At 40.0% G+C, this 24,986-nt stretch carries 21 protein-coding genes; 10 read left to right on the top strand and 11 right to left on the bottom strand.

Annotated features, from left to right (window positions below; translation table 11 throughout):
* Positions 1-67 precede the first annotated feature (67 nt).
* On the bottom strand, positions 68-841 hold the full coding sequence (locus tag V7K41_RS29465) for an armadillo-type fold-containing protein (protein WP_334854004.1): 774 nt from the start codon (positions 839-841) through the stop codon (positions 68-70).
* A 186-nt stretch (positions 842-1,027) separates the two neighbouring features.
* Positions 1,028-1,630, bottom strand: a complete 603-nt coding sequence (locus V7K41_RS29460; RefSeq protein ID WP_334854002.1) for a hypothetical protein — start codon at positions 1,628-1,630, stop codon at positions 1,028-1,030.
* Between the two features lie 596 nt (positions 1,631-2,226).
* Between V7K41_RS29460 and V7K41_RS29455 the strand changes: the two genes are divergently transcribed.
* Entirely contained in the window at positions 2,227-3,123 is an 897-nt protein-coding gene (locus tag V7K41_RS29455) for an alpha/beta fold hydrolase (protein ID WP_334854001.1), read from the top strand.
* A 148-nt stretch (positions 3,124-3,271) separates the two neighbouring features.
* Here V7K41_RS29455 and V7K41_RS29450 read toward each other — a convergent pair whose 3' ends face one another.
* Positions 3,272-3,805: a DUF4330 domain-containing protein gene (locus tag V7K41_RS29450; RefSeq protein ID WP_334853999.1), complete on the bottom strand. Its 534-nt coding sequence runs from the start codon at positions 3,803-3,805 to the stop codon at positions 3,272-3,274.
* Between the two features lie 29 nt (positions 3,806-3,834).
* Between V7K41_RS29450 and V7K41_RS29445 the strand changes: the two genes are divergently transcribed.
* Both V7K41_RS29445 and V7K41_RS29440 read left to right on the top strand, forming a co-directional pair.
* Positions 3,835-4,008: a hypothetical protein gene (locus V7K41_RS29445; RefSeq protein WP_334853998.1), complete on the top strand. Its 174-nt coding sequence runs from the start codon at positions 3,835-3,837 to the stop codon at positions 4,006-4,008.
* Between the two features lie 189 nt (positions 4,009-4,197).
* On the top strand, positions 4,198-5,061 hold the full coding sequence (locus tag V7K41_RS29440) for a M48 family metallopeptidase (protein WP_334853996.1): 864 nt from the start codon (positions 4,198-4,200) through the stop codon (positions 5,059-5,061).
* A 182-nt stretch (positions 5,062-5,243) separates the two neighbouring features.
* On the opposite strand, the gene V7K41_RS29435 is transcribed toward V7K41_RS29440, so the two are convergent.
* Positions 5,244-5,999, bottom strand: a complete 756-nt coding sequence (locus V7K41_RS29435; protein ID WP_334853994.1) for a metallophosphoesterase family protein — start codon at positions 5,997-5,999, stop codon at positions 5,244-5,246.
* Positions 6,000-6,367: 368 nt separating this feature from the next.
* Here V7K41_RS29435 and V7K41_RS29430 point away from each other — a divergent pair, with 368 nt between their 5' ends.
* Complete coding sequence (locus tag V7K41_RS29430; protein ID WP_334853992.1) at positions 6,368-6,652, top strand: DUF2470 domain-containing protein; 285 nt, start codon at positions 6,368-6,370, stop codon at positions 6,650-6,652.
* A gap of 422 nt (positions 6,653-7,074) precedes the next feature.
* Here the strand turns inward: V7K41_RS29430 and V7K41_RS29425 are convergent, their stop codons facing one another.
* The gene (locus V7K41_RS29425) at positions 7,075-9,372 is read right to left on the bottom strand and encodes a hypothetical protein (RefSeq protein ID WP_334853990.1); all 2,298 of its coding nucleotides are present in this window, start codon (positions 9,370-9,372) and stop codon (positions 7,075-7,077) included.
* Between the two features lie 530 nt (positions 9,373-9,902).
* On the opposite strand from V7K41_RS29425, the gene V7K41_RS29420 reads away from it, so the two are divergent.
* The 3 genes from V7K41_RS29420 (at position 9,903) to V7K41_RS29410 (ending at position 12,783) form a co-directional block, all read left to right on the top strand.
* A complete protein-coding gene (locus V7K41_RS29420; RefSeq protein ID WP_334853988.1) occupies positions 9,903-11,072 on the top strand; it encodes a glycosyltransferase family 4 protein in 1,170 nt (389 codons plus the stop codon).
* Positions 11,073-11,135: 63 nt separating this feature from the next.
* Positions 11,136-12,284: a glycosyltransferase gene (locus V7K41_RS29415; protein ID WP_334853986.1), complete on the top strand. Its 1,149-nt coding sequence runs from the start codon at positions 11,136-11,138 to the stop codon at positions 12,282-12,284.
* Between the two features lie 100 nt (positions 12,285-12,384).
* Positions 12,385-12,783, top strand: coding sequence for a nuclear transport factor 2 family protein (locus V7K41_RS29410; protein WP_334853984.1), 399 nt, complete (start codon positions 12,385-12,387; stop codon positions 12,781-12,783).
* A 121-nt stretch (positions 12,784-12,904) separates the two neighbouring features.
* Here the strand turns inward: V7K41_RS29410 and V7K41_RS29405 are convergent, their stop codons facing one another.
* Both V7K41_RS29405 and V7K41_RS29400 read right to left on the bottom strand, forming a co-directional pair.
* The gene (locus V7K41_RS29405; protein ID WP_104909380.1) at positions 12,905-13,276 is read right to left on the bottom strand and encodes a hypothetical protein; all 372 of its coding nucleotides are present in this window, start codon (positions 13,274-13,276) and stop codon (positions 12,905-12,907) included.
* A gap of 541 nt (positions 13,277-13,817) precedes the next feature.
* The gene (locus V7K41_RS29400; protein ID WP_334853982.1) at positions 13,818-14,087 is read right to left on the bottom strand and encodes a hypothetical protein; all 270 of its coding nucleotides are present in this window, start codon (positions 14,085-14,087) and stop codon (positions 13,818-13,820) included.
* Between the two features lie 801 nt (positions 14,088-14,888).
* Here V7K41_RS29400 and V7K41_RS29395 point away from each other — a divergent pair.
* Positions 14,889-16,187, top strand: a complete 1,299-nt coding sequence (locus V7K41_RS29395; protein ID WP_334853981.1) for a cation:proton antiporter — start codon at positions 14,889-14,891, stop codon at positions 16,185-16,187.
* A 143-nt stretch (positions 16,188-16,330) separates the two neighbouring features.
* On the opposite strand, the gene V7K41_RS29390 is transcribed toward V7K41_RS29395, so the two are convergent.
* The 4 genes from V7K41_RS29390 to V7K41_RS29375 all read right to left on the bottom strand — a co-directional run bounded on the left by V7K41_RS29390 (position 16,331) and on the right by V7K41_RS29375 (position 22,714).
* Positions 16,331-16,720 (bottom strand): hypothetical protein, encoded by a 390-nt coding sequence (locus V7K41_RS29390; RefSeq protein WP_334853979.1) that lies wholly within the window; start codon positions 16,718-16,720, stop codon positions 16,331-16,333.
* Positions 16,721-17,276: 556 nt separating this feature from the next.
* On the bottom strand, positions 17,277-18,383 hold the full coding sequence (locus V7K41_RS29385; protein WP_334853977.1) for a saccharopine dehydrogenase family protein: 1,107 nt from the start codon (positions 18,381-18,383) through the stop codon (positions 17,277-17,279).
* A 168-nt stretch (positions 18,384-18,551) separates the two neighbouring features.
* Positions 18,552-20,066 (bottom strand): C-3',4' desaturase CrtD, encoded by a 1,515-nt coding sequence (crtD, locus tag V7K41_RS29380; RefSeq protein WP_334853976.1) that lies wholly within the window; start codon positions 20,064-20,066, stop codon positions 18,552-18,554.
* A 527-nt stretch (positions 20,067-20,593) separates the two neighbouring features.
* The gene (locus tag V7K41_RS29375) at positions 20,594-22,714 is read right to left on the bottom strand and encodes a pentapeptide repeat-containing protein (RefSeq protein ID WP_334853975.1); all 2,121 of its coding nucleotides are present in this window, start codon (positions 22,712-22,714) and stop codon (positions 20,594-20,596) included.
* A gap of 345 nt (positions 22,715-23,059) precedes the next feature.
* Between V7K41_RS29375 and V7K41_RS29370 the strand changes: the two genes are divergently transcribed.
* Both V7K41_RS29370 and V7K41_RS29365 read left to right on the top strand, forming a co-directional pair.
* Positions 23,060-23,245, top strand: a complete 186-nt coding sequence (locus V7K41_RS29370) for a hypothetical protein (RefSeq protein WP_334853972.1) — start codon at positions 23,060-23,062, stop codon at positions 23,243-23,245.
* Between the two features lie 718 nt (positions 23,246-23,963).
* Positions 23,964-24,986: M66 family metalloprotease (locus V7K41_RS29365; RefSeq protein ID WP_334853970.1), on the top strand; the 1,023-nt coding region annotated here is incomplete at its 3' end.

Genomic DNA, 24,986 nt, shown 5'->3' with positions numbered 1-24,986 from the left:
TTGGTCATTAGTTATTAGTCATTGGTCATTGGTCATTTGCAAAGGACAAAGGACAAATGACAAATAACTAATAAACGTGGTGTTTGACTTTTGCTGATATGGGTGTGAAAGTTGTTGCTGTTTTGGGGGGTAGCACTTGTAGGCGATCGCAGACTTGTAAACTCTTAAAAGCTGCCTCTCGCACTACAACTTCTTCTTCTCGACTGAGTAGGAGTTGCAAGCATTGGACAATATCTTGCTGCACTGAAGAATCAACTCGCTTACGGCTGATCAATTTAGTTAGTTGACCTAGAGCAATCAACCGCTTCAATGGATCTTTTTCTGTTAAATTCATCAACAAGCGATCGAGGTGGTTTTCTTCTCGATTTTCATAGAAGTTGACAATTTGCCATACCAATAAAATTAAAGTTAACAGGGTTCCTACACCTTGTACAATCGCACCAGTAGCAATCCAGTGACTGTGAGAGTCAACCCATATTGCCGCTGCCATGTAAGTGCTGACAGTAGCAATACCACCACTGATAACTGCTAAAACTAACCGACGATTTGAACTATTTAAGAACTTACGTATTTTAGACCAGCGCAATTGCCAGTCCCACTCCTGCATTGAGTAAACCAATACCATTACTCCAATGCCGATTAAGAGAGCCAATAGCAGTTTCCAGTTCCATAACAACATGGCAATGATAATTGTCAGGAACCCAAGAAAGCCCCCAGGGCCAGAGAAACGTTTAAATGTTTGCTGCTTTATGGCTCCCTTTGTCTTGAATTTTGGAAGCGACCAGTTCCAGTTGGGGATTTGGTTGATCAATTGCTGCCAAGAAGACGAAGCCTGTGCCACAGTGTTTACCTACTTGATTACGAAATTACCTATTGTATAAGTTTTACTATGGATGAAGAAAGGATCGAGGCTCAAATCACAAAATACTTGATTTTATAGACGAATAGTAGACTAATACAGCAGAGCGCAAATTAAGATACCATTTTCAATCGCTCAGAGCAAGGGCATTTTGTACGTAAGTCTTAGTTAAAGACAAAAACGAAAGTTATAAAGGGTGAATTGACCATCAAAAGTAGAGAAGGTAACGCTGTAAATGTTATTCACATTTATAGATAATAAGGTATTGGGGGAAATTGGCGAGTTGGAATTGGCAAGATTAGAGCCTGGTAGTGCAGTTTGAGCGAGTAGTTGCCGATCGCGATCGTAGGCGGAAAGCACTAGCCGTTGCGAACTAGTGACAAAGGCGCTAACTGAGTTAACTGGACGCAAAAAAGTAGCTTCTAAAAATCCGCTTTTGGGCGCTCCCATTAAGACTATTAGCCCTGAATAGGTTGGAAATGCTGGGTTTGATGGCTGTATTGCTAGAGAATTGTGAAAAATGACTCCCCAACGTTCATATTGGCGCTCTACTGCTTCAAAACACTTCAAGTCTTCTAAGTCTAAACAAATAGAAGTAGGTGCAGTAAGTCTGGTAGCATCAAGAACTGGCTCGACCTGACCCCGCCTAGCTGAAGCTTTAATTTCGTTTTCTATATTAAAGTTGTCAAGCGCAAATTTAGTGTCTTCAATCGTTGGTAGCTTATTTGATTGAAGAGTAGCCTGCTCTACCATGACATCCCGCCTTACCATTACTTAGATAATAATCAGATTAGTTATACATCAAAAGCTATTGTTTCTACATATATTAAGTAGAATTAACAGCTTATTAAAATAAGCGTTTTAACTATTGTTGACGTGTTGACGCTCAAAATTATTTATGGGTTTTTTGATAGACTACCATAAAAACTTATGTTGGATTGACGCTGGAGCGATCCTCCCTACCATGAAAAACCCTTATAAAACAGTAATTTCAACGTTCAGTTACTTTATTTTTATGAAAAAAAGCACCAAATCTTTACAAGTAATCCAGTAATTTTATATCTACTTAATCTGACGCTAGCGAGAAGTCTTAGAGTGATTGGTTCGCTGATAATAACAATCAGTCGGGAGTTTGAACTAGACATATGAAGAGTGCTGAGTTAAAAGACTGCCTAAAAGGGACGTTGCTCTGACTAAGTACGCAAGTATTAAGTGCTTGTTCATTTACTCAGTACTGACTGCGGTAAACATTTAGGGTAACTAAAGGGGAGGCAGATAAATTATCAAATCTTCTCTTCGTGTGCTTGCGTCCCAGGTATTTTGTCTTACTTATGCCAACGAATCACTACAGTCAACAAAAAATACTTATGTTTCAACCACTAGGATTTGAACAACGCTCTATAGATACCTCACTAGGTAGAATGGTATATTATACTGCTGCTGGAGCACCTTGGCAGGACGATGTGACTGCCAAAGGCGATCGGGAAACTTTGGTATTCCTGCACGGCTTTGGTGGTGGGTCTTCTGCTTATGAGTGGTCGAAAGTTTATCCGGCTTTTGCGGCTGAATATCGGGTTATTGCGCCAGATTTGCTCGGTTGGGGTAGGTCTGAACATCCAGCACGGAGTTATAAGATTGAGGATTATTTGACCACAATTCGGGAGTTTTTCGAGCAGACTTGTACTGGGCCAGTAACAGCGATCGCTTCTTCATTGACCGCAGCATTTACAATTCGGGTAGCAGCAGATCGTCCTGATTTATTCAAGTCTTTAATTCTTACCACCCCCGCCGGACTTTCCGACTTTGGCGAAGACTATTCCCGTAGTTTTTTTGCTCAGTTAGTTAGCGTTCCCATTGTCGATCGTTTACTTTACAGCACTGGAGTTGCTACTAGTAGTGGTATTCGCGGCTTCTTACAACAACGGCAATTTGCTCAATCCAATCGAGTCTACGAAGAAATTGTAGATGCTTATCTACAATCCGCCCAACAGCCTAATGCTGAGTATGCAGCACTGTCCTTTGTTCGTGGCGATTTGTGCTTTGATTTATCCCTTTACATTCAAAAATTAACCACTCCCACCGCCATTATTTGGGGACAAAAGTCAGAATTTACAGGCCCCTCAATTGGTCGCCGCCTTGCCGAAATCAATCCCCAAGCAATCCGATTTTTTCAACAGTTGGAAGATGTCGGATTAACACCACAGTTAGAATTGCCAGCAGTGACAATCGGGTTAATTCGCAAATTTTTGCCTTTGCTTAATTAACATGAGTAGTAGAGACGCAAAATTGGACTGGGCCTCTCTACGAGACGCTATCGCGAACGCCCCGCTCTGCTAACGCGTCTCTACATTCTTTTTCACCAGATGTTTAATAAGATTGCTAGAGAAAATATTATCAATAAAAGTGATAATACTATTTGTCTTTCAATCTGATATCAATGACAGTTGCATTGAAGTTATAGTTAAAGCCTTCTAACTCAAATGGCATCCCAATTTTCACTTTACTATTACCCAAAACTGGCCCACTTTCAGTAACTTGGGCTTTCCCATCTAAAGTCAAAAGAAAATCTGCACTATAATTGTTTCTTTTTGGATCGGGCAGTTCTTTAACAGTACCATCCGGTTGGAATACATTGATTGTTCTAGGTAGCTGTTGAATAGATTTAATTTCAATCTGTCCGTATGGTTGATTGCGGATAATTACATTAGTTTTTTCACCCTTTTTTAAACCATTGTCGATTAATTTTTCCGGGTCACGTACATTCAAACCACGAACTACTAAGTCTACTTCTATAGGTACTGTTTTCGCACCGACTTGGGCAACAGAACCAGAAGTGCCAGGAAAAACAAAGATGCCAAAGATAACTAGTAGAATTACCAGCGCAGCACCTAAATCTAGAAGATTGATTTTGCCAAACAAGCGACCTTTTGAATCTAAAATAGCCATAAAAAGTTTTCCGATGTAATAGCGAAGTAATGGATTGTAACAAGAAAGTTTTCGATGGTAACGGCAATTTTCCCTATTTGGTAATAACTCAAAGTCTTCGGGGTTGCGATTATGCGACAGTTTATCACGAGATCGTAATTTCCGAGGAACGGCAGCTAACCCTCAAACTTTTACCAGTTAATACTGAAGCACCTAGAAAGTAAAATCTAGTGTTTAAGCCTATCTCTGGAGAGAATCCCTAGCCTTCCACAATTCGGTAGATTTGCGTCAAGATTATCTGTATGACAACTCCTTTGGTCTTGAGTTAAGAATGCAACTTAGAATACTCTAAATCCGTCTCATAATTTGTCCCCTCATTTTATGTTCTTCCGAAATAATCTTCAAAGCGTATTATGTTCAATTGGAAAGGTTTTGCTGCAAATTACCGTGTATGGCGGCGTCGCTGGTTTTATCCCCTAATTTCAGTGGTAGTCGCCCTGAGTCTGTGCCTGAGTACACCCTTGCCTGGAAGAACTTTAGATTTCTTGCCTCTTCTACTCCAAGGAGTTCAGGCATTTCAGCTTTCTAATATATCTCCTAATCAAGAAGTTGATCTTGGTAAGCAGATTAATCAGGAATTGGTCGGCAGTCAAGTCCGACTTTACCGCAATTCCGAAGTGAATCGTTATGTAGAACAAGTTGGTCGGCGTTTAGCAGCGAATAGCGATCGCCCCGATCTCCCCTATACTTTCCAGATAGTTGAAGATAACACTATTAACGCCTTTGCGACCTTGGGCGGCTATGTATATGTCCACACAGGTTTGCTGAAAACCGCAGACAATGAAGCAGAACTGGCAAGTGTACTCGCCCATGAAATTGGTCACATTGGCGGAAAACACGTAGTCAAGCAGATGCAGCAAAAAGCCCTCGAAAGTGGTCTATTAACAGCAGCTGGCTTAGATCGAAATTCCGCAGTGCAAATTGGTGTACAGTTAGCGCGAGACTTACCACGCAGTCGTAAAAACGAATTTGAAGCCGATCAAAGAGGACTACGAACTTTGACACGTACTGGTTATGCCCAGTCAGCAATGGTCTCTTTTATGCAAAAGCTGCTGAAAAAGGGTGGTTCTACTCCAACATTTTTGAGTACACACCCCGGAACTAGCGATCGCATTGATGCCCTCAGACAGGCAATTAACTCTCAACCTAGTAATGGAAAATATGGCTTGGATAAAGCTAGTTATAAAGCTAATATTCGACCATTAGTAAGGTCTTGAGGAAATTGGGCATTGGGAATTGGCTTATAGGAGGCAGGAGGCAGAGGTTCTTTAATTTTTAATTTTGTTAGCGCAGCGTAAAGCCTTCGGCATCGCTTCGCTTAGAGCGAGTCCGCGAGCGTCATTTTGAATTTTGAATTTTGAATTAATTTCTCCCCACTTCCCCTCATTTCAAATATTGCTCAATTCTTATTGCGGCGAACGACTTTAATTTTGGTTGGATCGACCGTACTTACAACCTCTTCTAAAGGCAACATACGGATATAATTTTTAAAAATGTTAACTTGATAAACCAACTGATTTGTGACATCTAGTCCAGTCAACCAGCCACTCCGGGGATGATAAGCGCCAGTATCTATGTCTAGCCATCCCTTTCCTTGTGCCAGTTTACCAGGAGAAACACCCGGCAGGGTAAAGGTAATGGTGTGACCAATGATAATTTGTTTATCTGGAAAGTAGGGTTTTTCAATGCTGTGAAATTCCTCTCGTATCCAGCACAGTTCATCGGCAGTTTGTTCTGTCACCGACTTGGAAGGGTCAACACCAGCATGAGTTAACCAAATATCTCCCAAGTCAAGGTATGTAGGCAAAGCTTTTAACCAATCCAGATGGTCATCAGGAATTGGAGCCTCTTGGTAACTGGCCACGGTAGCTTGCCCTCCACCAAACAGCCATGCTTGCATCGTCGAGGAGGAAGTCCTTTCATTGGTCAGAATGCTTAGTAACATCTGCTCATGATTTCCCAACAAACATGAGTAGTTATTTTGCTTGACAAAATTAACTACTTGTGCACTATGAGGGCCGCGATCGATTAAGTCTCCCAGAAAATAGACTCGATCTTCTGACGTGGGGGCGATCGCCTCCAACAATGTCATTAAACCTTCATAGTGTCCATGCACATCCCCAATTACAATTCGTCTGGGGCTAGTTTCGCTCATTGTCTCTTAGCTGCAATAATTTTGGCTAATACTTCTGCTACAGTTTACGCTGTCTGCTTTCCGCAATGAAAGGTAAAAATACTGGATAATGGTTATTTTAATTTAATTTTTGTACGAGTATAGGACTTACGCAAAAAAACCTCAAACTCTTATTCCTCCGTGTCCTCTGCGTCCTCTGTGGTTTGATTTTTCGTTACCTGTGCGTAAGTCCTGGAGTAATAAACTGAACTTATCAAATATATACAACGGCAATTGTTTTTCAGATATAAATTATAATAATGATGGCGTCAGACTAGCTTTTTCTGCTAATTTGAACTACTTAGCCGATAATTTAGGCTCTTGCCATATTCATCACTTTTAAATTCACAATGTCTAATGGTTTTTCTGCTGAAATTAGTTCGCGTATCTGCAAGCACATGAATGACGATCATGCTGATGCTGTAGCTATTTATGCTAAAGCTTTTGGTGGTGTCACTGATGCGATCGCAGCCAAAATGCTGTCAATTGATTCACAGGGTATGGATTTAACAGCGCAAGTAAATGGGGAAGCTGTACCAGTTCGCATTCAATTCGATCGTGTTTTAGTAGATGCGGAAGATGCCCATCAAACTTTGATTACAATGGTGAAGCAGGCGCGGGTGAAGGCTAAATAGGAAATGACAAAGTAATTGACACTAAATGTGCGATACATTTAATCACATATTTTTGTACATATTGCAATACTGAATCATTTGTGAAATATTTTTGGAGTTGGCTGTCATTAGTCATTAGCCCCGCAAGTGGAAAGGGGTGTAATATCATGTCCGGGTAAAGACTTATCATTTAGACCGCAGGGGGCAGGGGGAAAGAGGCTTTTGGGATTTTTGCACAGATGCGGTAATCATAAGTGATTAACCGGACTTGGTGTAATAATTAGGGGAATCATAACTAATACCAATTCAATTAATGATTGCAACACATCTTTTGGTAAAGACGCGATTCATCGCGTCTCTACAAATGGTCTATTTGTCGCATTCTTTTTTCAAATTGGTATAATTATGCGGACATGATATTATGTCGTAATTACTGTAAATACTCACCCCGCCAGCCGATACATAATCACTTTTCCTTTCCAATTTTCTTCCACAAATACCAGATGTTCACCATTGGAACGCCGAAAAGCGCGAATACCGTAGGGTATATCAATCCAGCCACTTTCGCCGCCAACTTCTGGGCCTGGTTTTAACTTTTGTACTTGCGCCCCCGTCTTGCCATTGTAGACATATACCTCTGCGGTTTTGACTGTCACAGCAAATACATAGTCTCCCGCCACACTGATTGCTGCTGTTGACACTTCACGCTTACCGGTGCTGTCGTAGGGAATTACAATCCGCCATTTGGGAGTACGATTTCCTTTACTCCAATTGTCAAAACGGGCAATCTCAGATCCAGCAACTCCAGCATCGTCACTAAATGCAGGGTGATCTACCGTAAAGCCTGACAAATACATACTATCTGTTTCAGGGAAATATTCGATCCGCCGCAAGTCGTTAAATATTTTGGGAGTAGTTTGCTTTTCCATTGAACTATAGCTGTAGATGGGGTTGCCTTTAGGATCTATTCCCTGTAAAGGATAATGTCGAATGCCATCTTCTGTTCGCAAAGCTTTCCAAACATCCCCTTTGCTGTCTACCCACCAACCGCCGAGATAAGGATAATCTTTACTGCGATCGTATTCGTTCTTTTCAAATTTGCCATTACCGTTGCGATCGCGCCAGATCCATTCCCCTTGTTCTGGTTGATGCGGTGGCCAATTTCCGGTGATAAATGGTTTATCTGCGCTATTAGTACCGACAAACATTCCGGCGGGTATGGCGACTTTACCATCTGTGGCGGAATTAAAACGATATATTTGCAGAAAGCTGTTATACATATCTGTGAGGAACAAAAATGGCTTCCCTTGGATACGGCGAACAAAGGTTCCATCTGGGGATGTATGCAGACGTGGATCTTGAGGATATTTGAAAGCATTTAAGGTGTAGGCTTTGTAAGTCCATTGCTTACCAGCAGCCTGACTGTAATCGATCAGATAGTGTTCTTGTTTGGTGAATAAATCTACACCATCGGTTTTAGGATCGGCATCTGCATTATCGACAAATATCAATCCCAGCGATCGCCACATTAGTTTTCCCGATGGCGAAAATTTCCGCAAATCTGTTCCTGATTTGTTGAAACCATTACTATTTATATAGATATTGCCTGAAGCATCTGTACCAACTCCGGTAAGTCCGTAAAGTTTCAAATCTCGAACTTCACCAGGAACTCCTGCATAGATACCGCCTTTAGAACCAAAACTACCCACCTGCACTGGCCGATCTTTGATCTCATAAGTCAACATTTGCTGACGCGGGCCATTTTCTGCTACTAACAGCTTACCTTGATGATTAATAGCGATCGCTGTTGGTTCGACGATATCTGCAATCTGTTGAGGCAATTGTTTTCCATTTTGGGAATAATGTAAAATTTTTGCAGGCTTACTACCATTTTTACTTTGAATAATCCACAGATTTTTTTGTGGCTCGATAGTTATTGCTCCTGGATTGGCAACAGTAAAGCTGCGGAGTTCCTTCATCGTATCAGTATCATAAACACGAATCTGGTTAGCAGCAAAATCACTCACATACAACTCGCTTCCTACAGTTGCTAATCCAGTGACTTCACTTTTAGTGCTGGTAATCAACATACTTTTATCCCAGCCACGCCCATTTGGAAATGGTGCAGGTTTTCCTGACAAATCATAGCGTCTAACGCTATACCAAGTTGTCCCTTCTGGTGGGTAATCTTCTTTTATATTGCCCCTCGCACCTTGAGTCATGGCAATATAAACATATTTACTATTTGCTGTTACAGCTTTGCCACCGCCACGACTCCAGCCATGAGTATCCCCAAGGGCAGCAATAACCTTACCATCTTTATATATTCCTGCCTCCATTGCTGCTTCATCCCAATGGCTGTTGGTATAAACTGTGCCATCAGGGGCAACATACATTGCCTCAATATTGTTTTGTATCCGCAGATTTCCACTGCCAATAGTATTACCTATCCACGATGTTTTGTAGTTAAGCTTGGGTGTTTCAGTATTGTTTTGTACCCGCAAATTTGCACTGTCAATAGTATTACTTATCGACGATGCTTTGTATGTAATTGTCGGTGTTTCTGTTGTTGCCCAGTCTGTTGTAATTCCGATGCTAGTAACAATGACTCCAACAGTCAGGCTGAGTAAAAAGTTGAAAGTTTTACTTCTGTGTAAATATCTAGCTTTAGATAATTTTTTGATATGCTGATTAAGCTGGTGACGGAGTTTTTTTAACTGCGTCAGTAATTTATTTATCATATAATTTTTCAGATTTTAATTATTTATATACAATCATTATTTATGAAATCCGTAAAAAAATATAACTATTTTTAACTGAGTAAGATATAGGTTGTGTGGGGACACTATATCTACAATCTTTCGATCAATCATTAATATTGATTTTACGTATTATTTGTTACTTATTTTCAAGTAAAAATAGTAATATTTAATACAAAACTATTTGAAAATAAGTGATTTTTAATGATTTTTCCTCACTTTATCTACCTTTAAACTTTCTTGATTTGCAGGTATAATATATGTCTTATTCAGTATTCTATAGTTAATAAAAACACAAAATTTAATTCATTGTTGACGTTAGCATATAAATAGTTTATAAATTAGTCTTCTATAAAAAATATTATCGGTAATAGATATTCGTAAATTATCGTAATTGATATTTTGATCAAATATGCTATAAAGAAACATATCAATCTTTCTTTGTGGATTTAAAGCATGAGATTTTTATACTGTTATTTAAAAATGCTCAATAAATTATAGGGCACACATTAGTGGAAAATAAAAAAGAGAATTTTGATTCAGCATCTGCATCTATTCTCACCCTTGGATTAGGCTGGTTTCCCAAAAGTCCCGGAGGACTAGAAAGGTATATTTATGAACTAACTCATAAATTAGCCGCAAATCAAGATCGGATTGAATTATGCGGAGTCGGTTTACCAGAGGCTGAATTAAATTCGCCGATTAAGCTGACTAACTTGGCTTCTCCCGATAGTGCTATTTGGCAAAGATTATGGTCGATTCGTAATAATTTTCAGAAAACAAGAACCAGTAAACCAGATGCTATTAATTTACACTTTGCATTATACAGCTTTCCTATTTTAGATATTTTGCCAAAGGGAGTACCAGTTACTTTTAACTTTCATGGCCCTTGGGCTTCTGAAAGTCAGCAAGAGGTAGTTAATAAAAACCTCAGTCTTTTAATCAAGCATTGGCTAATAGAACAAAACACTTATAATCACTGCGATCGCTTCATTGTTTTGAGCAAAGCTTTTGGGAAAATTTTGCACGATCAATATCAAGTACCGTGGAGCAAAATTAATGTTATTCCCGGTGGAGTTGATATTAATTGGTTTCAACCAAATTTATCACCCCAAGAGGCTTGTGCAAAGCTAGGCTGGCCTAATAATCGCCGGATTATATTTACATCACGCCGCTTAGTACATCGAACGGGAGTTGACAAATTATTGCAAGCTCTGGCGATAATTAAGCCTAGAATACCAGATGTTTGGCTAGCGATCGCAGGTCGTGGTCACATCCAAGCCGCACTGCAACAACAGGCTACAGAATTAGGGCTAGATAATAACGTTAAATTTTTAGGTTTTCTCCCTGATGAGCAATTACCCATAGCTTACCAAGCTGCTGAATTAACCATCATGCCTAGTCAATCCTTTGAAGGGTTTGGATTAGTAATAATCGAGTCTCTAGCCTGTGGTACTCCTGTTTTATGTACTCCAGTTGGGGGAATGCCAGAAATTTTATCAGAATTTTCACCCGATTTAATTACGACTTCAACAGAAGCCTCATCCATTGCTGAAAAACTAGAACAAGCACTATTGGGAAATATCCCCATACCATCAAGATCAGCCTGTCGTCATTATGCCAGCACACACTATGATTGGAATCAAATTGCCCAACAAGTACGGCATATTTTATTAAATTAAACAAGTGATTGTAATAGATAGTAAGGGTGCTACGTGAGTCAAATTAGATAAAATAGAGGTTTAATGAGAATTTTTTTTCTAGACCAAAGCGGTAAACCAGGCGGTGCGGAATTATGTTTAATAGATATTGCTAAACCTTATGGCGATCGCGCTTTAGTAGGTTTATTTGTAGATGGATCGTTCAAACATTTATTACAACAAAATCATATCCCAGTAGAAGTCCTCGCAACTCAAGCCATCCAAGTTCGCAAAGAAAGCAGTTTGGTACAAGGATTCAAGAGTCTTGGTCAACTTGCACCTTTGATTAGTAAGGTAGTGAAAAAAGCACGTGAATACGATTTAATCTACGCCAACACTCAAAAAGCATTAGTTGTCGGAGCATTGGCAAGTTTTTTCAGTCGTCGTCCTTTAGTTTATCATTTGCATGATATTCTTTCCAAAGAACATTTTAGCCAAATTAATCTTCGGATTGCTATTAACTTAGCTAATCGTTTTGCATCATTAGTAATTGCTAATTCTCAAGCTAGCCAGACAGCATTTATGCAAGCAGGAGGACGCTCAGATATCATCGAAGTTGTTTATAACGGCTTTAATCCAAAAATTTATCAAACTGATGAGTCTGACATTCAGAAATTACAGCAAAAGTTAGGATTAGAAGGAAAATTTGTGGTTGGACACTTTAGCCGTCTTGCACCTTGGAAAGGCCAGCATATTTTAATTGATGCCCTTGCTAAATGTCCGCATAATGTGATAGCAATTTTAGTGGGTGATGCACTGTTTGGTGAACAAGATTATGTCCAAAAGTTACACCAACAAGTTAAGGAACTGGGATTAGAAAACCGCGTCAAATTTTTAGGATTTCGTTCTGATATTCCCCAGTTAATGGCAGCTTGTGATTTGGTGGCACATACCTCTACTTCGCCAGAACCCTTTGGTAGAGTGATTGTAGAGGCGATGTTATGTGAAAAACCTGTAGTTGCAGTAAAAGCCGGGGGTGTAATGGAATTAGTAGAACATGGACTTAATGGTTTTCTAGTCACACCAGGAGAACCCCTAGAACTTGCACAAGTAATTAGCACTTGTTTACAGGAGGCGGAAATAACTGCAACTATAGCCAAGAATGCCAGGATTAGTGCTAGTGGGCGTTTTGATATGACAGTAATTAATGATTACATTGCTAAATTATTAGTAAGTAAATTTAATAGTAATTAGTTAAGAACTTCATGAATATATAATCTAGACTCCAAAGTTTAAGTGTTATGAGTCGCTCGTGAGATAATCCAATTCGTTAGGTGGCAAGGATAAGTGACTCATGAAAACCGATAGGCTTACAATTAACCAGCTTTCACCCAATACCTACGAGTGGTATCTCACCTACTTGCAGGCTATTGATACTAAAAATATAGAAGTTTACGGCACATTTCTGGCAGATGATTGTGTTATGCAATCTAACAATAATCCTCCTATCCAGGGTAAGGCTGCCATTTTACAAAGTCTTTCTGAGTACTGGATTACCTTCGATACCTTGACTCACGACTTACTGAATATTTACGGCACCGAATCGTCTTTTGTCCTTGAAGCCTTAAATCATTACAAACGCAACGATCAAAAGGTCATGACAGTTAGGGCGGTAGCTATCACCGATCGCCACCAAACAGGCTTAGTAACTTCGGTTAGACTCTATACTGATACAACACCCCTGTATACATAACTGCAACCTAATACTATGACTTAGCCTCGGAGTTGATTCCGAGGCAGGATAGTTACCAAGCAAGAGATTTGACAGATGTGTGTAAAGATCAGGAGTTGAATTTAGAGGTTGATGGGTGTGACTATAAACCAACTAATTCACGAGATTCAAAATCAGAGAGTTGTTGAGCGATCGCTAATCTTGCTTCCAACTTAGCTACACTAAATTGGTTACGCAGATATTCCAAATGAGCGATGGCATTTGCTTTATCGACAGTTAATCGAATCTGGGTGTCTATTGCCTTTTGATATTCCTGATTCACAAGCAGCACCTCAAAGCGACGAGCCTTGCGTTGAGCGTCATTTTTCAAATCCATCTCAAAGGCGGCTGTGCGGTCTGCATTCCCTTCAAATCGGTTAACTTGGTGCTGCACTGCCATCAACTGAGAGTCTATTTCATTAGCCCGTTGGGCAGCTTGTGCGATCGCAGCTGGATAATGACTCAGTTGCATCATTTAATAATTTTCCTCTAAGGTCAATAATGTAGTATTTAAGTATAAGACCAACCCTTGAATCCATTTACCAAAAGGCTGTCACAGAGCAGTTTTACACTTAACTCAGCTTGGTGGAAGCTATATATATATTATAGTCCAAATATACTGAATTAGGGGAAAAAAAGTGATGTCTGAAGTGCAGGTATGGCAATTATTTTACCCTAATTGTTTATAGTCATTTTCCTAAATTTTAGCGGAAATCAAATTCAAATCAACTCTCAAAAAATTTTAAACTTAAACCTCATTCATCATATATATTCTGTATAGCCAATTTTTTAAGCTTTTCAAATTAGCTTTGGACATAAGAGTGAAAATGAATGTAGATCGTCATTAATTTCTGGAGATGTCTTTTGAATAACACCATTAATTTTATCTTTTAAGATTAAGTCCGCCCATATACCCATGACTTATTTAGCCGTCAGACTGAAGTCTGCGGGTAACAAAAACAAAGTAAGCCTGCATAAGCAGGCTTATTATTTTCTGCTAAATTCTGCACTGTAGCTCAAGCTGCTTCCCGCAGTTGTGGTTGTGAGGGCACACTCACCTCTGGAAATGAAAGCGAGAGTTGTTCGGCTTGAGGTACTGCCGCTTCCTGCAAAACTTGAACTTCAATATTCACGCTGACCAAATAACTACCTGTATCAGCACCAACCGCTTCGGCAATGAGTTTAGCAATGTCTGGGCGTTTGGCAGTCAGCGGGTCACGTAAAATACACCGATCCCATTCATGCTTGGCAGTCGGATTGAGGTTGAGAATATAATGCTTCATCATCGAACTAACCCTTGAATCCATCTTCCAGAAGGTTTTCACAGAGCCATTATGCATTTAGCTAGGCTTTGTGAACGCTATACCTATTATAGTATATTTGTACTAAATTAGGCGATATCTGAGTCAGAAAGTAGGAAATATATCATGTCTGGTAATTAGCTATATTCCCGAATCTATGCAGAAAGCCCAAAAATCACTCTCCTCTACGGTCTTATATCAAGTTCGGGTTATTACTTGTAATAAAATCTATCAATGTAGGTTGGGGAGCTACTGCGTTGGACGGGTTCCCCGGCTTGAAGCAAGTGGCGTTTGAACACCAGTGAAACTCAACATAAACAAGGATCAAATGTTGGGTTTCGTTCCTCAACCCAACCTACAGATATTATAAGTGTTTAACCGAACATGATATTAATCATAAGTCTTTAACCGGACACGATTAAGCTGTTCCACATTTAAGTTGCATAATTAGCGTAGGCTTTTCGGCCTACGCCACAAGAGTTATATAAATTTTGGATATGCAAACTAGATGTCGTTTAGCTTATAAACGATTCGTAAAAGCGTATAGGTGTGTCTGAGCGATATTTCTGTGCCATATTCGATTAGTTAAAAGACTTCTAATAAATAATCAAAGGGCAATTTCTACGATGGGCAAAGCCAAGGCCAAATTTATCTATTCCTTTCTTCTTCAATTTGGTGGTGCCTCTAAATTCTAATCCCAGAAAATCTGCCCATAGGTAAATTCTAATACAAAGCTATTGCAACTAAGCTTACAGAGCAACACCTTATATTTATGTAAATCGCTATATGGTAGATATCTATATTATTGACCTATTTGTGATTGGTCTACTTTTGCTGATGGTAACTTTAGGGTCAGGTTGGATTACTCGCTTACCCCTTTCTTTTGCGATTATCTACCTACTGGTTGGTATTTTTCTAGGCCCTTATGGCTTAGGGCTAATTCAATTACGTCGAGATGACATTTTTAACTCCGAACTGCTGGAGAAAATAACAGAACTTGTCGTAATTATTTCTGTATTTAGCTGCGGCTTAAGAATTGTTCGTCCTCTAAAGTTGGGTGTTTGGGATATTACAGTGCGATTGATTGTATTTCTGATGCCAATTTCAATTTTTGCTCTGGCTGCTGTGGGTAAATTGTTTTTAGGGATGAATTGGGAAGAAGCAATTTTATTAGGAGCAATTCTCGCACCTACCGATCCAGTATTAGCATCAGAAGTACAACTGACCAGTATAAATGACCAAGATGAGTTGAGATTTGGTTTAACTTCTGAAGGTGGGTTAAATGATGCTTTAGCTTTTCCCTTCGTTTATTTTGGCATTCATGCCTTAGAAGATGATAACTGGGGTAACTGGTTTCAACAGTGGATTACAGTTGATTTAATATGGGCGATCGCAGTAGGCATTATTATGGGAATTGTTGTTGCCAAATCTATAGTTTGGATTGAACAAAAAATCCAAAAACGCCGTCCTGCCGATGAGTTAATGGAAGACTTTATTGCTATCAGCACAATTCTAATAACTTATTCATTAACAGAAATGGTTAATGGCTATGGGTTTTTGGCGGTATTTGTTGCTGGCTTAGTTGTCCAACGCAGTTACAGAAATTCTGAAAAACCGCTAGCAGAATTAGAATTTGTTGAGCAAGTCGAAAAACTGCTAGAAGTTGGGACAATTTTACTATTGGGTTCAATATTATTATTGAAACCAATGCTTAATTATGCTATGCAATCTGTGTTAGTGATAATTTTGTTATTCTTAATAATCAGACCTGTAGGAGTTTGGATTAGTACAATAGGTAAACGTCCTCTAGATTCACACCGCCGAACCTTACACCCAGGAACTCGGTTATTATTTGGATGGTTTGGTATTCGCGGAGTTGGTTCTTTATATTATCTAGCCTATGCCTTTGGTCATGGCTTGAAAGGTGAAGCAGCCGAACAAATTGCTTGGATAACTTACACTACTATTGTAGCCTCAGTAATTGTGCATGGCATTAGTGCAACTCCATTAATGAAGTGGTATGAGCGCAATTTTGCTAATAAGAAAAATACTACTTCTCCCACCACAATAGATGAATTTGAGTAAAAACATTTTTTTTGTATTATGTAGCGACTGTCTTGAAAGCCGCTACAATTTAATTTTTTGAACTTGCTCCAAACCTGAGAGGCGCTTTAAGTTCTAAATTCCCCTTTCTTTGTAGGAAAGGGGTTTGGTTAGGTCTATATTCCCTATTTACCTGTCACTTTTTCAATAACTTCTTTCGCTTTTTCACCAAAACTTTCTGGGGGATTTTGTTCTTGTTCAGCCTTCAAATTTCTTTCGTAAGTCTTCTCTATAGTATTAAGATTCTTTGAATCTTTTATTGCTTGCTCATAAGCTTGTTGTCTGTCTTCTTCTTGAATGCCAACACCTGGATCGTATTCGTTAGCACGATTAATTCTTTCTTCAGAATTTGGTTTATACTCTGGAGGTATTAGTTTTAATTCTTCAAGAGTAGTTGCATAACTATTTTGCTGAACAAAAATGAAGGAACCTGTCAAGCTGATGAAAACCATCAAGCTAACAACCAAAAAGCTTGAACTAAATGCTTGTTTTAAAGTTAATAGAATTTTTTGCATGAAAAAAACCTCCTAGTCTTTTGTTATGAGCCTTTTTAGGTATTAAGATAGATTAAATCTCTTAGGCTCACAGGCATCCTAAGTGTTTAGGTACAGTTCTTTCTTCTACCTCAAGGTATATTAATTTTTAGTTATAGTAATCTTAATTCACAAGACTAAAATCCTCGACTTCTTAGAGAAGTCGGGGATCTCGTTGTTCACAAATGATTTAGTAGTAGCACTAAATTATGTAATCTTACCCGTGTACCTCTTTAAAATGAGAATCGCTATAGCCCCAAATTGTTGTGCTTACTAAGAGGTTGTTTGAAAAGTCATGATTGATCTATCAAATATTTTTTACCCCACCCTAACCCTCCCCATTACAAGGGGAGGGAACCGGATTTTTCTTGTTTATCCCCATTACAAGGGGAAATTAAGGGGGGTAATAATGTGATTAAAATTACAGCTAACTACTTTTAAAACAACCTCTAACATACTGTCCAGAAATCAAGTTCTGGACTAATAGCTCAAGTCTACTCAAGTAGACTGATATTTTACTTTCTTATCGGATAGACACTTATGACCAACTGTGATTAATTTTAATTCCTCGGCTTTGCATTACCTCTTCAAATAAATTTGTTGTTAATGCTTCTTCTACAGGAAAAACTCCGGGTTTTTTGAGCTTACCTTCTAGCAATAATTGGGCAATACTACCTGTGCCACAACCAGAAACCACAGCTGTATTTTCATGCACTACAGTTGAACAATAAACGGCTGTTTCACCATTTTTCTGCCCTGTAACCTCAGAACGAACTGCTACTCCAATTCCACTAAAATTATTAGTTACATCTGTCATTGAATGGCTGACATGAGACAGAAATTCAATCATGTAACGACGCTGCATTAACCACTTGGGAAAAACGTGCGCCGCAATCCAAGTTAGATGATTATAAAAATCTGGAACAGAGCCAAACTTAGTAATTACAGTTTTCACTGATGGGAATGCATGGGGCAGTGTAAAGGTTTCTGGCATATCAAACCAGTAAACTCCGCTGTGTCTATATGGAGATGGAAACTCAACTACTTCCCTTTCACTGTAAGGCTTGACTATTTCCCATTTTCCATCTATCCAAGCCTCAAAAGGATACTGCAACCCTAGAAAAGTTGTCCGCATCACTGTAATCCCAGCACCGCCAGAACCCGAAACCAAATAACTTAAATGGATCTTTTCTGGTCGCTCAAATTGTTCAACTCCCTGGCGTACCATACTGTTAGAAATACCAGGAAAAATACCAGTATTAATAATTGCTGTCACGCCAGCAGCAGCAGCTTTTTCATGATAATTAAGAGCTTTGCTAGTATAGGAACGATGATCGCTGACATCTAAATAATTAACGCCTTCAGCAATACAGGTTTCGAGAACATTAGTATCTCGATAGTGAAATGGTCCAGCACAATGGATGACTAAGTTAGAGTTTGCGATCGCATCTCGCAACTTGTCAACTTCTGCCAAGTCTAAGATCAAAAACTGCACTTGTCCCCCCGAAGACAAGTTCACAGCCTTCCCAAACTCCGCAGAACGTCCAGTAATCGTAATTTGTGCTTGCGTATGGGTAGCTAGATCCTCGGCAACACTGCTACCAACCCGCCCTCGTCCTCCAAGAATTAAAACGCTGTCTGTCATTACTCCAGATTTGCAACACTAACTTTATTTCATCAGTTTTGCGTCCTGTTTACAATCGGTTATAAGTATGATTTATAATATTTAATAAAATTTCTGCTCTATCTAAATAGTTGTAAACAAGTTTGTAGTAAGGACTAAAGTCCTTATCAAAACTAACTTGAGTCAATACTACATTTGCGCTTCAATTTGCCTAACTACCGTTAGCGCCGAATAACTCACCCCAGCAGTACCTTCCCCTGGATGGGTGGAGTCACCAACTAACCACAAATTCTGGATTGGTGTACGATTAGCGAACCCAAAGGGGCCAAAGGTAGGAATTCTTTGACCAATACCACCAACTATACCGCGATCGCGAGCTGTGAAATGGGCAAAGGTGCGCGGTGTTGCGGCTTCTTGATAAATAATCGTTTCTGGTTTGAGATAAAAGTATTGAGCAAGATGAGCGATCGCTTGCAGGGTAAACTTTTGTTTTAGTCCTTCATAATCTTCAGTCTGCCACCACTGTGCAGGATCGACAAATGAAGAAGCGATAATTGTCGCTTTCCCCTCCGGGGCGCGACCATCTCCAGGATGACTGACGGAAACAAATAGGGAATTATTCTCGCCAATAGGGCCATCAGCATCGTACAGAAATTGTAAATGGGGAGGACATTCAGGCGGAATCGCGCTGGCATCTACACCCAAATACACCACAAAAGCACCCGATGCTTGGGGCAGTTTTTCCACCCGGTTTTTATATCCAGATGGCGCTTCTTCTCCCAATAACTCCACCAAATTTTGCACGGTGACGTTGCTAATTATGTGGTCGGCTGCTTCTGTCCAAACTTCGCCAGTTTTCTGATTTCTAATGACAACAGCACTGGCTTTGCCGTTTTCTACTTTGATTTGTTCTACAGTGTGGCGCATCAATAGTTTGCCGCCATCTCTCTCTAGGGATTGTACCAAGCGATCGCTTAATACTTGCATACTTCCCTGGAGGTGAAACAATCCTTGGGGCAGTTGGGATACACTCAACGCTGTGGCTGCATAAAGTAATGCTGTCTCGTCTGCATCTACCTGAGAGTATAGTTTCAGCTGCAAATCCAAAAAAGTTCTCAGTCGCTGGTTATTTCCCAGCCCACATAACCGTAAAGCATCTCCTACCGTAAACAAGGTGAAGGGTACGGTAATTAATGTACTTGGACGCACCGCCTGAGTTAGCTGCCACAAATCCCATAAATTACGCGGCGGTAGTACCGGGTCGCGTCCTTGAAATTCCCAGCTAGCATTAAATAAAGTTGCCATCAACTGCCAAAACGGTTCACTATCAGGAAACTGTTTTTGTCGTTCCTCTTGCCATTTTTCTTGGTCGCGCCAAACGTTGATGGGTGTAGTTTCCCCTGGTAAATACACCGCACAAGCAGGATCGCAAGGCGTTGCTTGTGGCAAATCTATTGACAATTCTGAGAAAATCCGGTGGTGAATTCCCCCTGGTTCCAACCCCGCCACCTGAGTTGCTCCCACATCAAAGGTAAATCCCTGGCGTTTAAAAGTGGAAGCACAGCCTCCTGGTACGAGGGCTTGATCCAAAATTAAGACACTGTAACCTCTATGAGCTAATAATGCTCCAGCAGTCAGTCCACCTATGCCCGCACCGATAATCACGACATGAGAGTTACTTTTGTCAAGAGAAATGCTGGACATTGATTATTTTGTTTAAAATTCTTAATACTTTTACTTATAATTTTAGCTTCTCTGCGGCCTCTGTGCCTATAAAGATGTGGGTAATGGATAGCCTATAAGGGAAGGGGAGTAAGATTCAAAGCCTCTCTCCTTTTAGGCTGCGGTGTACACACAAGTCGAATTACCCCCCTTAATCCCCCCTTAGAAAGCAGGGTGGTTTCATACGAAAAAAGAAAAATACATAAGTCTTGATTTCTCGTGAAAGTGGCATGGCTTTTTCCCTCACTTCCATTCCTCTCCCCCACGGGGGGAGAGGCTTTGAAACCCAGTTTTAATTTTTCTTTGCTTGTATGAAACCACCCTGCTTAATCCCCCCTTTCTAAGGGGGGAAACTAGAAATACAGTTTCCTCCCCTTGGAAAGGGAAGGGTTAGGGAGGGGTAAAACTTAGGCTTAAACCAGATGATTAAACTGTTTCAGACTTGTATGTACACCGTAGCCTAAGAGGAGAGAGGAATGGAAGTGAGGTAAAAGTGAATCACGGGTGGATTACCCTAAACCCAAAAAATTTGAAATCAACGGCAATAGATTGCTGCATTGTTCAACCAACTTTGTAGCACTGGGTAAACTAGAAATTGTCCCTTTTAAAATCTTTATAGCCGTTTTCGCCGCCTTTTGCATCGCCCCCTCTTGAGGGCTTTTCCCGGCTTCTGCTAAAGCTTTCACTTGTTCTAATGCCTCAGCTTTATCTTCTTGAGCTAAGTTTGTATCAGCCTCAATTGCTGCTTGCAATTGCGTCAACAATTCCTTAATTCCCGGTTTATCAGGTTCGGGAGACGCTGCTAATTCATTGATGGTATTTGTTACCTTACCGCTAATATCACCCAAATTCAAAGCTTGTCCACTGGCATTAAAGTCTCTGCCAACACTGCCAATTTCAATTTTGCGGCTGGCATCATTACTCCTAGTCATATTTTTATTCTCAACTTTGTTGTCAACTTGAACATTAATTGGCTTATTGGCTAGTAATTTTACAATCTCTGCCATCTCTCCACTTTGTTGGCGATAGATAACTATTTCATTATCTTTAGCTTGTAATTGTGCTTTATATTTTTCTTCTACAGCTTGCAGTGCCAGTTGATAATTTTGGGTAAAGTCGCTATGAATCTTTTTTTTATCGGTATCAACAAGTACACCGACCTTAACGACTACTACGCCATCACCTTTATTTTCAATACTCTGTAGAGCTAATTCTGTGTCTTCATTTTGGTCTTGCACTGTTTGGAAGGCTTGAACAAAAGCTTTCCAGTCAATGCCATTACGGAAAATTAAATCAACAGTATTTAAAACCTCTTCAAACAGCTTAGTAAATTCTCCTGGTTGAAATTTGCCACTACTGGGACGACGTTCTCGGTCATCAGTTCCAAGTTTGGAGTTTTCTAAAAGATAAACAAAGCGACAATCTACATTATTTAACAGAGTTGTACTTTCAATATTCCATGCTTCCACAGAAACACCAGTCATGTGAGCGTTAGTAAAATTAGTGCCAACAGCTTGAGTTAGAGTTAGGTTTGCCCACTCTAAACAAGCTTGTTGGAAGGTGGCTTGACTGATATCAGCATTTTTTAAATTTGCTTGTGTTAAATTAACACCGTTGAGGTTAGCACCTTTAAAGTTAGCACCAATATAAGACTTTTCCCTACCATTGCCCGTGACCAGTAACTTAAGAACATCTGGATTAGTTAATATAGTATTGTCAAGTCTGGCAAAGTCAAGTTTTTTGACTTTGGAAAAACAAGTGCGTGTCAAGTTTGCTTCTCTGAAATCTGTATTTTTGAGAGTTGCACCAGTAAAATCAGCGTTTGTTAAATTGGCATTATAAAAGCTGGTTCCACCTGTAGCTGCAAAGGCTATTGCTATTTTATGAATCAAGTCATATCTTTCATCTCCTTTCATTGCATTCCATGCGATATAAATACTTAATGACATAAGAAAGGCGATCGTTATGCCAGTTACGGTACGAAAAGACAAAATATCAATTTTATCTCTTGTTTCACTTACGACATTGGAACTACAGAAAGCAGCAAAACCGACAATAAAAGCAACTCTAACAAAATTATAAATATTGACTTTATTCATACCAACAATAATGATAGCGCCATCAATAACGCCAGCATCAACAATAGCAGCAGCAACAGCACCAGCAAATGAAACACCATTGCTCATGTTGTTACCATGAAGATGTACAGTGGTGCTAATAGTAGCGGTGACAACGGAACTAGCGATCGCACTAACAAAGATTGATATGTTTAGAGATATATCTAAACCTTTATAAATAGTCAGATAAAAGAAAAATACAAGTACTACTAAAGTAGCGATACTAGCCGTTCTTGTATAAGGTTGACTAGGGTCAATCAAGCAATACAGTCCGTATATAACGTACTCCGAAGCAAATCCTGATAATGCTGATAATAAGAGTAATATTATTAGCAATCTAATTACCCAATGTATCTGTAGGCCAGCTTTAGCACCCGTGAAGTTAGCATCTTTGAGAATAGCCTGGGTAAAGTTTGCTCCTCGAATATCTGCCTTGCTAAAGTTGACTCCAGTCAAATCTTGACCTGTAAAAGAGCGACCTCGAAGATTTTGACCGGAGTAGTCTGGCGGCATAATTGTGTACTAATTCGTAATTAAGAAAGTCAGATTAAATCTGGGTTTGGGGGTTTGAATTTGGTGACAGATTTTAGAGAATTGGTATCACTGAGATTTTATACAAGTTTGCTGTGCAATATTTCGGATTTTGGCGAAATAAAGAAAATACAAAAATTTTGGATGCAATACGCGGTATAAGAGCATAACTGTGCACCCTTACGCCTTACGTTTGAAAGCTTAAATCATCAGCAATATTTAAGTTGCTGTCACTATACTTAAGCTGTAGTTATCAATATTGCAACTGTAGCGGTTCCACAACTTACGGGAGCGGTTCCCAAACTTACGGGAGCAGCTCCTGAACTTATGGAAGCAGCTCCCAAACTTACCGGAGCAGCTCCCAAACTTATGGGAGCGGTTTCACAACTTACGGGAGCAGGTCCCGAACTTATGGAAGCTGCTCCTGAACTTATGGGAGTAGCTCCCGAATTTACCGGAGCAGCTCCTGAACTTATAGGAGCGGTTTCACAACTTACAGGAGAGTTAAATTAAAGATATGCTTTTCTAGGCGAAGCAAAGTATGCGCTATCAAGTTGTACTTGCCAACTTAATGTTTTGACCGAATTCAGCCGAATCACTCACTGGTTCTGAATACAAAGTAAACAACTCACTCAAAACTTCTTCCCCTGCAATTTCTCCAAGGCTGGTAAATCGTTCTAGCTGTACAATATTACATCACGATGTATAGGGGCACAGCAGTGCCCATTGGTGTCAACTTAACACTAAACCCGCTTGGTGAAAACATTTTGCCCTCACCCCCAGCCCCTCTCCCAAGAGAGAGGGGAGCTAGACATTCAATTCCCCTTCTCCCTTGGGAGAAGGGGTTAGGGGATGAGGGCGTGAGGGATTTACAAAACGCCTGTCTGATATAGTTTTCGGCTTAAGTTGCACGTGTGAGCAGTGACCATTGGTATCAACTTAACGTTACGATCAGGCGCTGCATTGCTTACATTCATACCACGTCATCGCTGTCTTTATTCCCCTATATAGTATACAAAGACTACTATCCACTTCTCTACTTACCAATTAGATACATTGAGCGACAATGCACAGATTATACGTTTGACGCTCAAAGAATTGGATCGAGTTGCACCGAATTCAATCGTACTTATCGTTAGCAAGAAGAGTGGATGTACTTACGCGGATTATTGCGTAGGCGTAGCCCGTTGTAGACATCGCTACTTCCACCACAGAAAACCTAATTTTCGGTTTGGGAACTGTTCTTGATACTGCCAGACTGAAATATCAACTTGGAAAGCGACTGAATGTTGCCAAACAAGACGTTCATGCTTATGTGATTGGAGAACATGGAGACAGTGAATTTGTCGTTTGGTCTAGTGCATTTATTGGGGGAATTAATATTATTTCTCATGAAGTAGGTCATACGCTGGGGCTTGAGCATGATGGACAAATAACCCCCGCTGAAGAATACTACTATGGACATGGTAGTGGAGAGACTGGCTGGAGACCGATCATGGGATTGGGGTATTACGACGAGCTAGTCCAGTGGAGTAAAGGCGAGTATGCTTCTGCTAACAATACTGAGAATGATTTGCAAATTATTACGACCCAAAATGGGTTTACCTACCGAGCCGATGATTGTGGTGATACAATTGCGACAGCAAAGCCACTAACCATTTCTGGTACGTCTATCAGTGATAGTGGCATCATTGAGCGCAATACAGATATAGATTTTTATAGTTTTGTCACAGATACTGGTCTGATTAGCTTGACAGTGAATCCTTTTAGTCGAGGGCCAAACTTAGACATTTTGGCAGAGCTATACAATTCTGCTGGTACCTTAATTGCATCGTCCAATCCAACAGATTTACTATCTGCAAGTATTACAACAAATGTCGTTGCTGGAAATTATTACCTCAAAATTGATGGTATAGGAAAAGAAAATCCTCTTTCAACTGGCTACACGGATTACGGCAGTTTGGGGCAGTACTTTATCAGTGGTACTCTAAACTTTCCTAATATCCAGCGCTGGGCAACTGGCCAAGGTGGGTTTTGGGATACTCAAAAATGGCTAGTCGGCGATTTTAACGCAGATGGGAAAGATGATTTAGTCAACGTCTTCAATGATGGCGGTCTAGCTAGTATCGATACTCATTTATCTAATGGTGAGAGTTTTGATATCCAGCGCTGGGCAACTGGCCAAGGTGGGTTTTGGGATACTCAAAAATGGCTAGTCGGCGATTTTAACGCAGATGGGAAAGATGATTTAGTC

Source organism: Nostoc sp. (assembly GCF_036917415.1).
Lineage (GTDB): Bacteria > Cyanobacteriota > Cyanobacteriia > Cyanobacteriales > Nostocaceae > Nostoc.
This window is presented reverse-complemented; position numbering and strand designations above follow the sequence as displayed.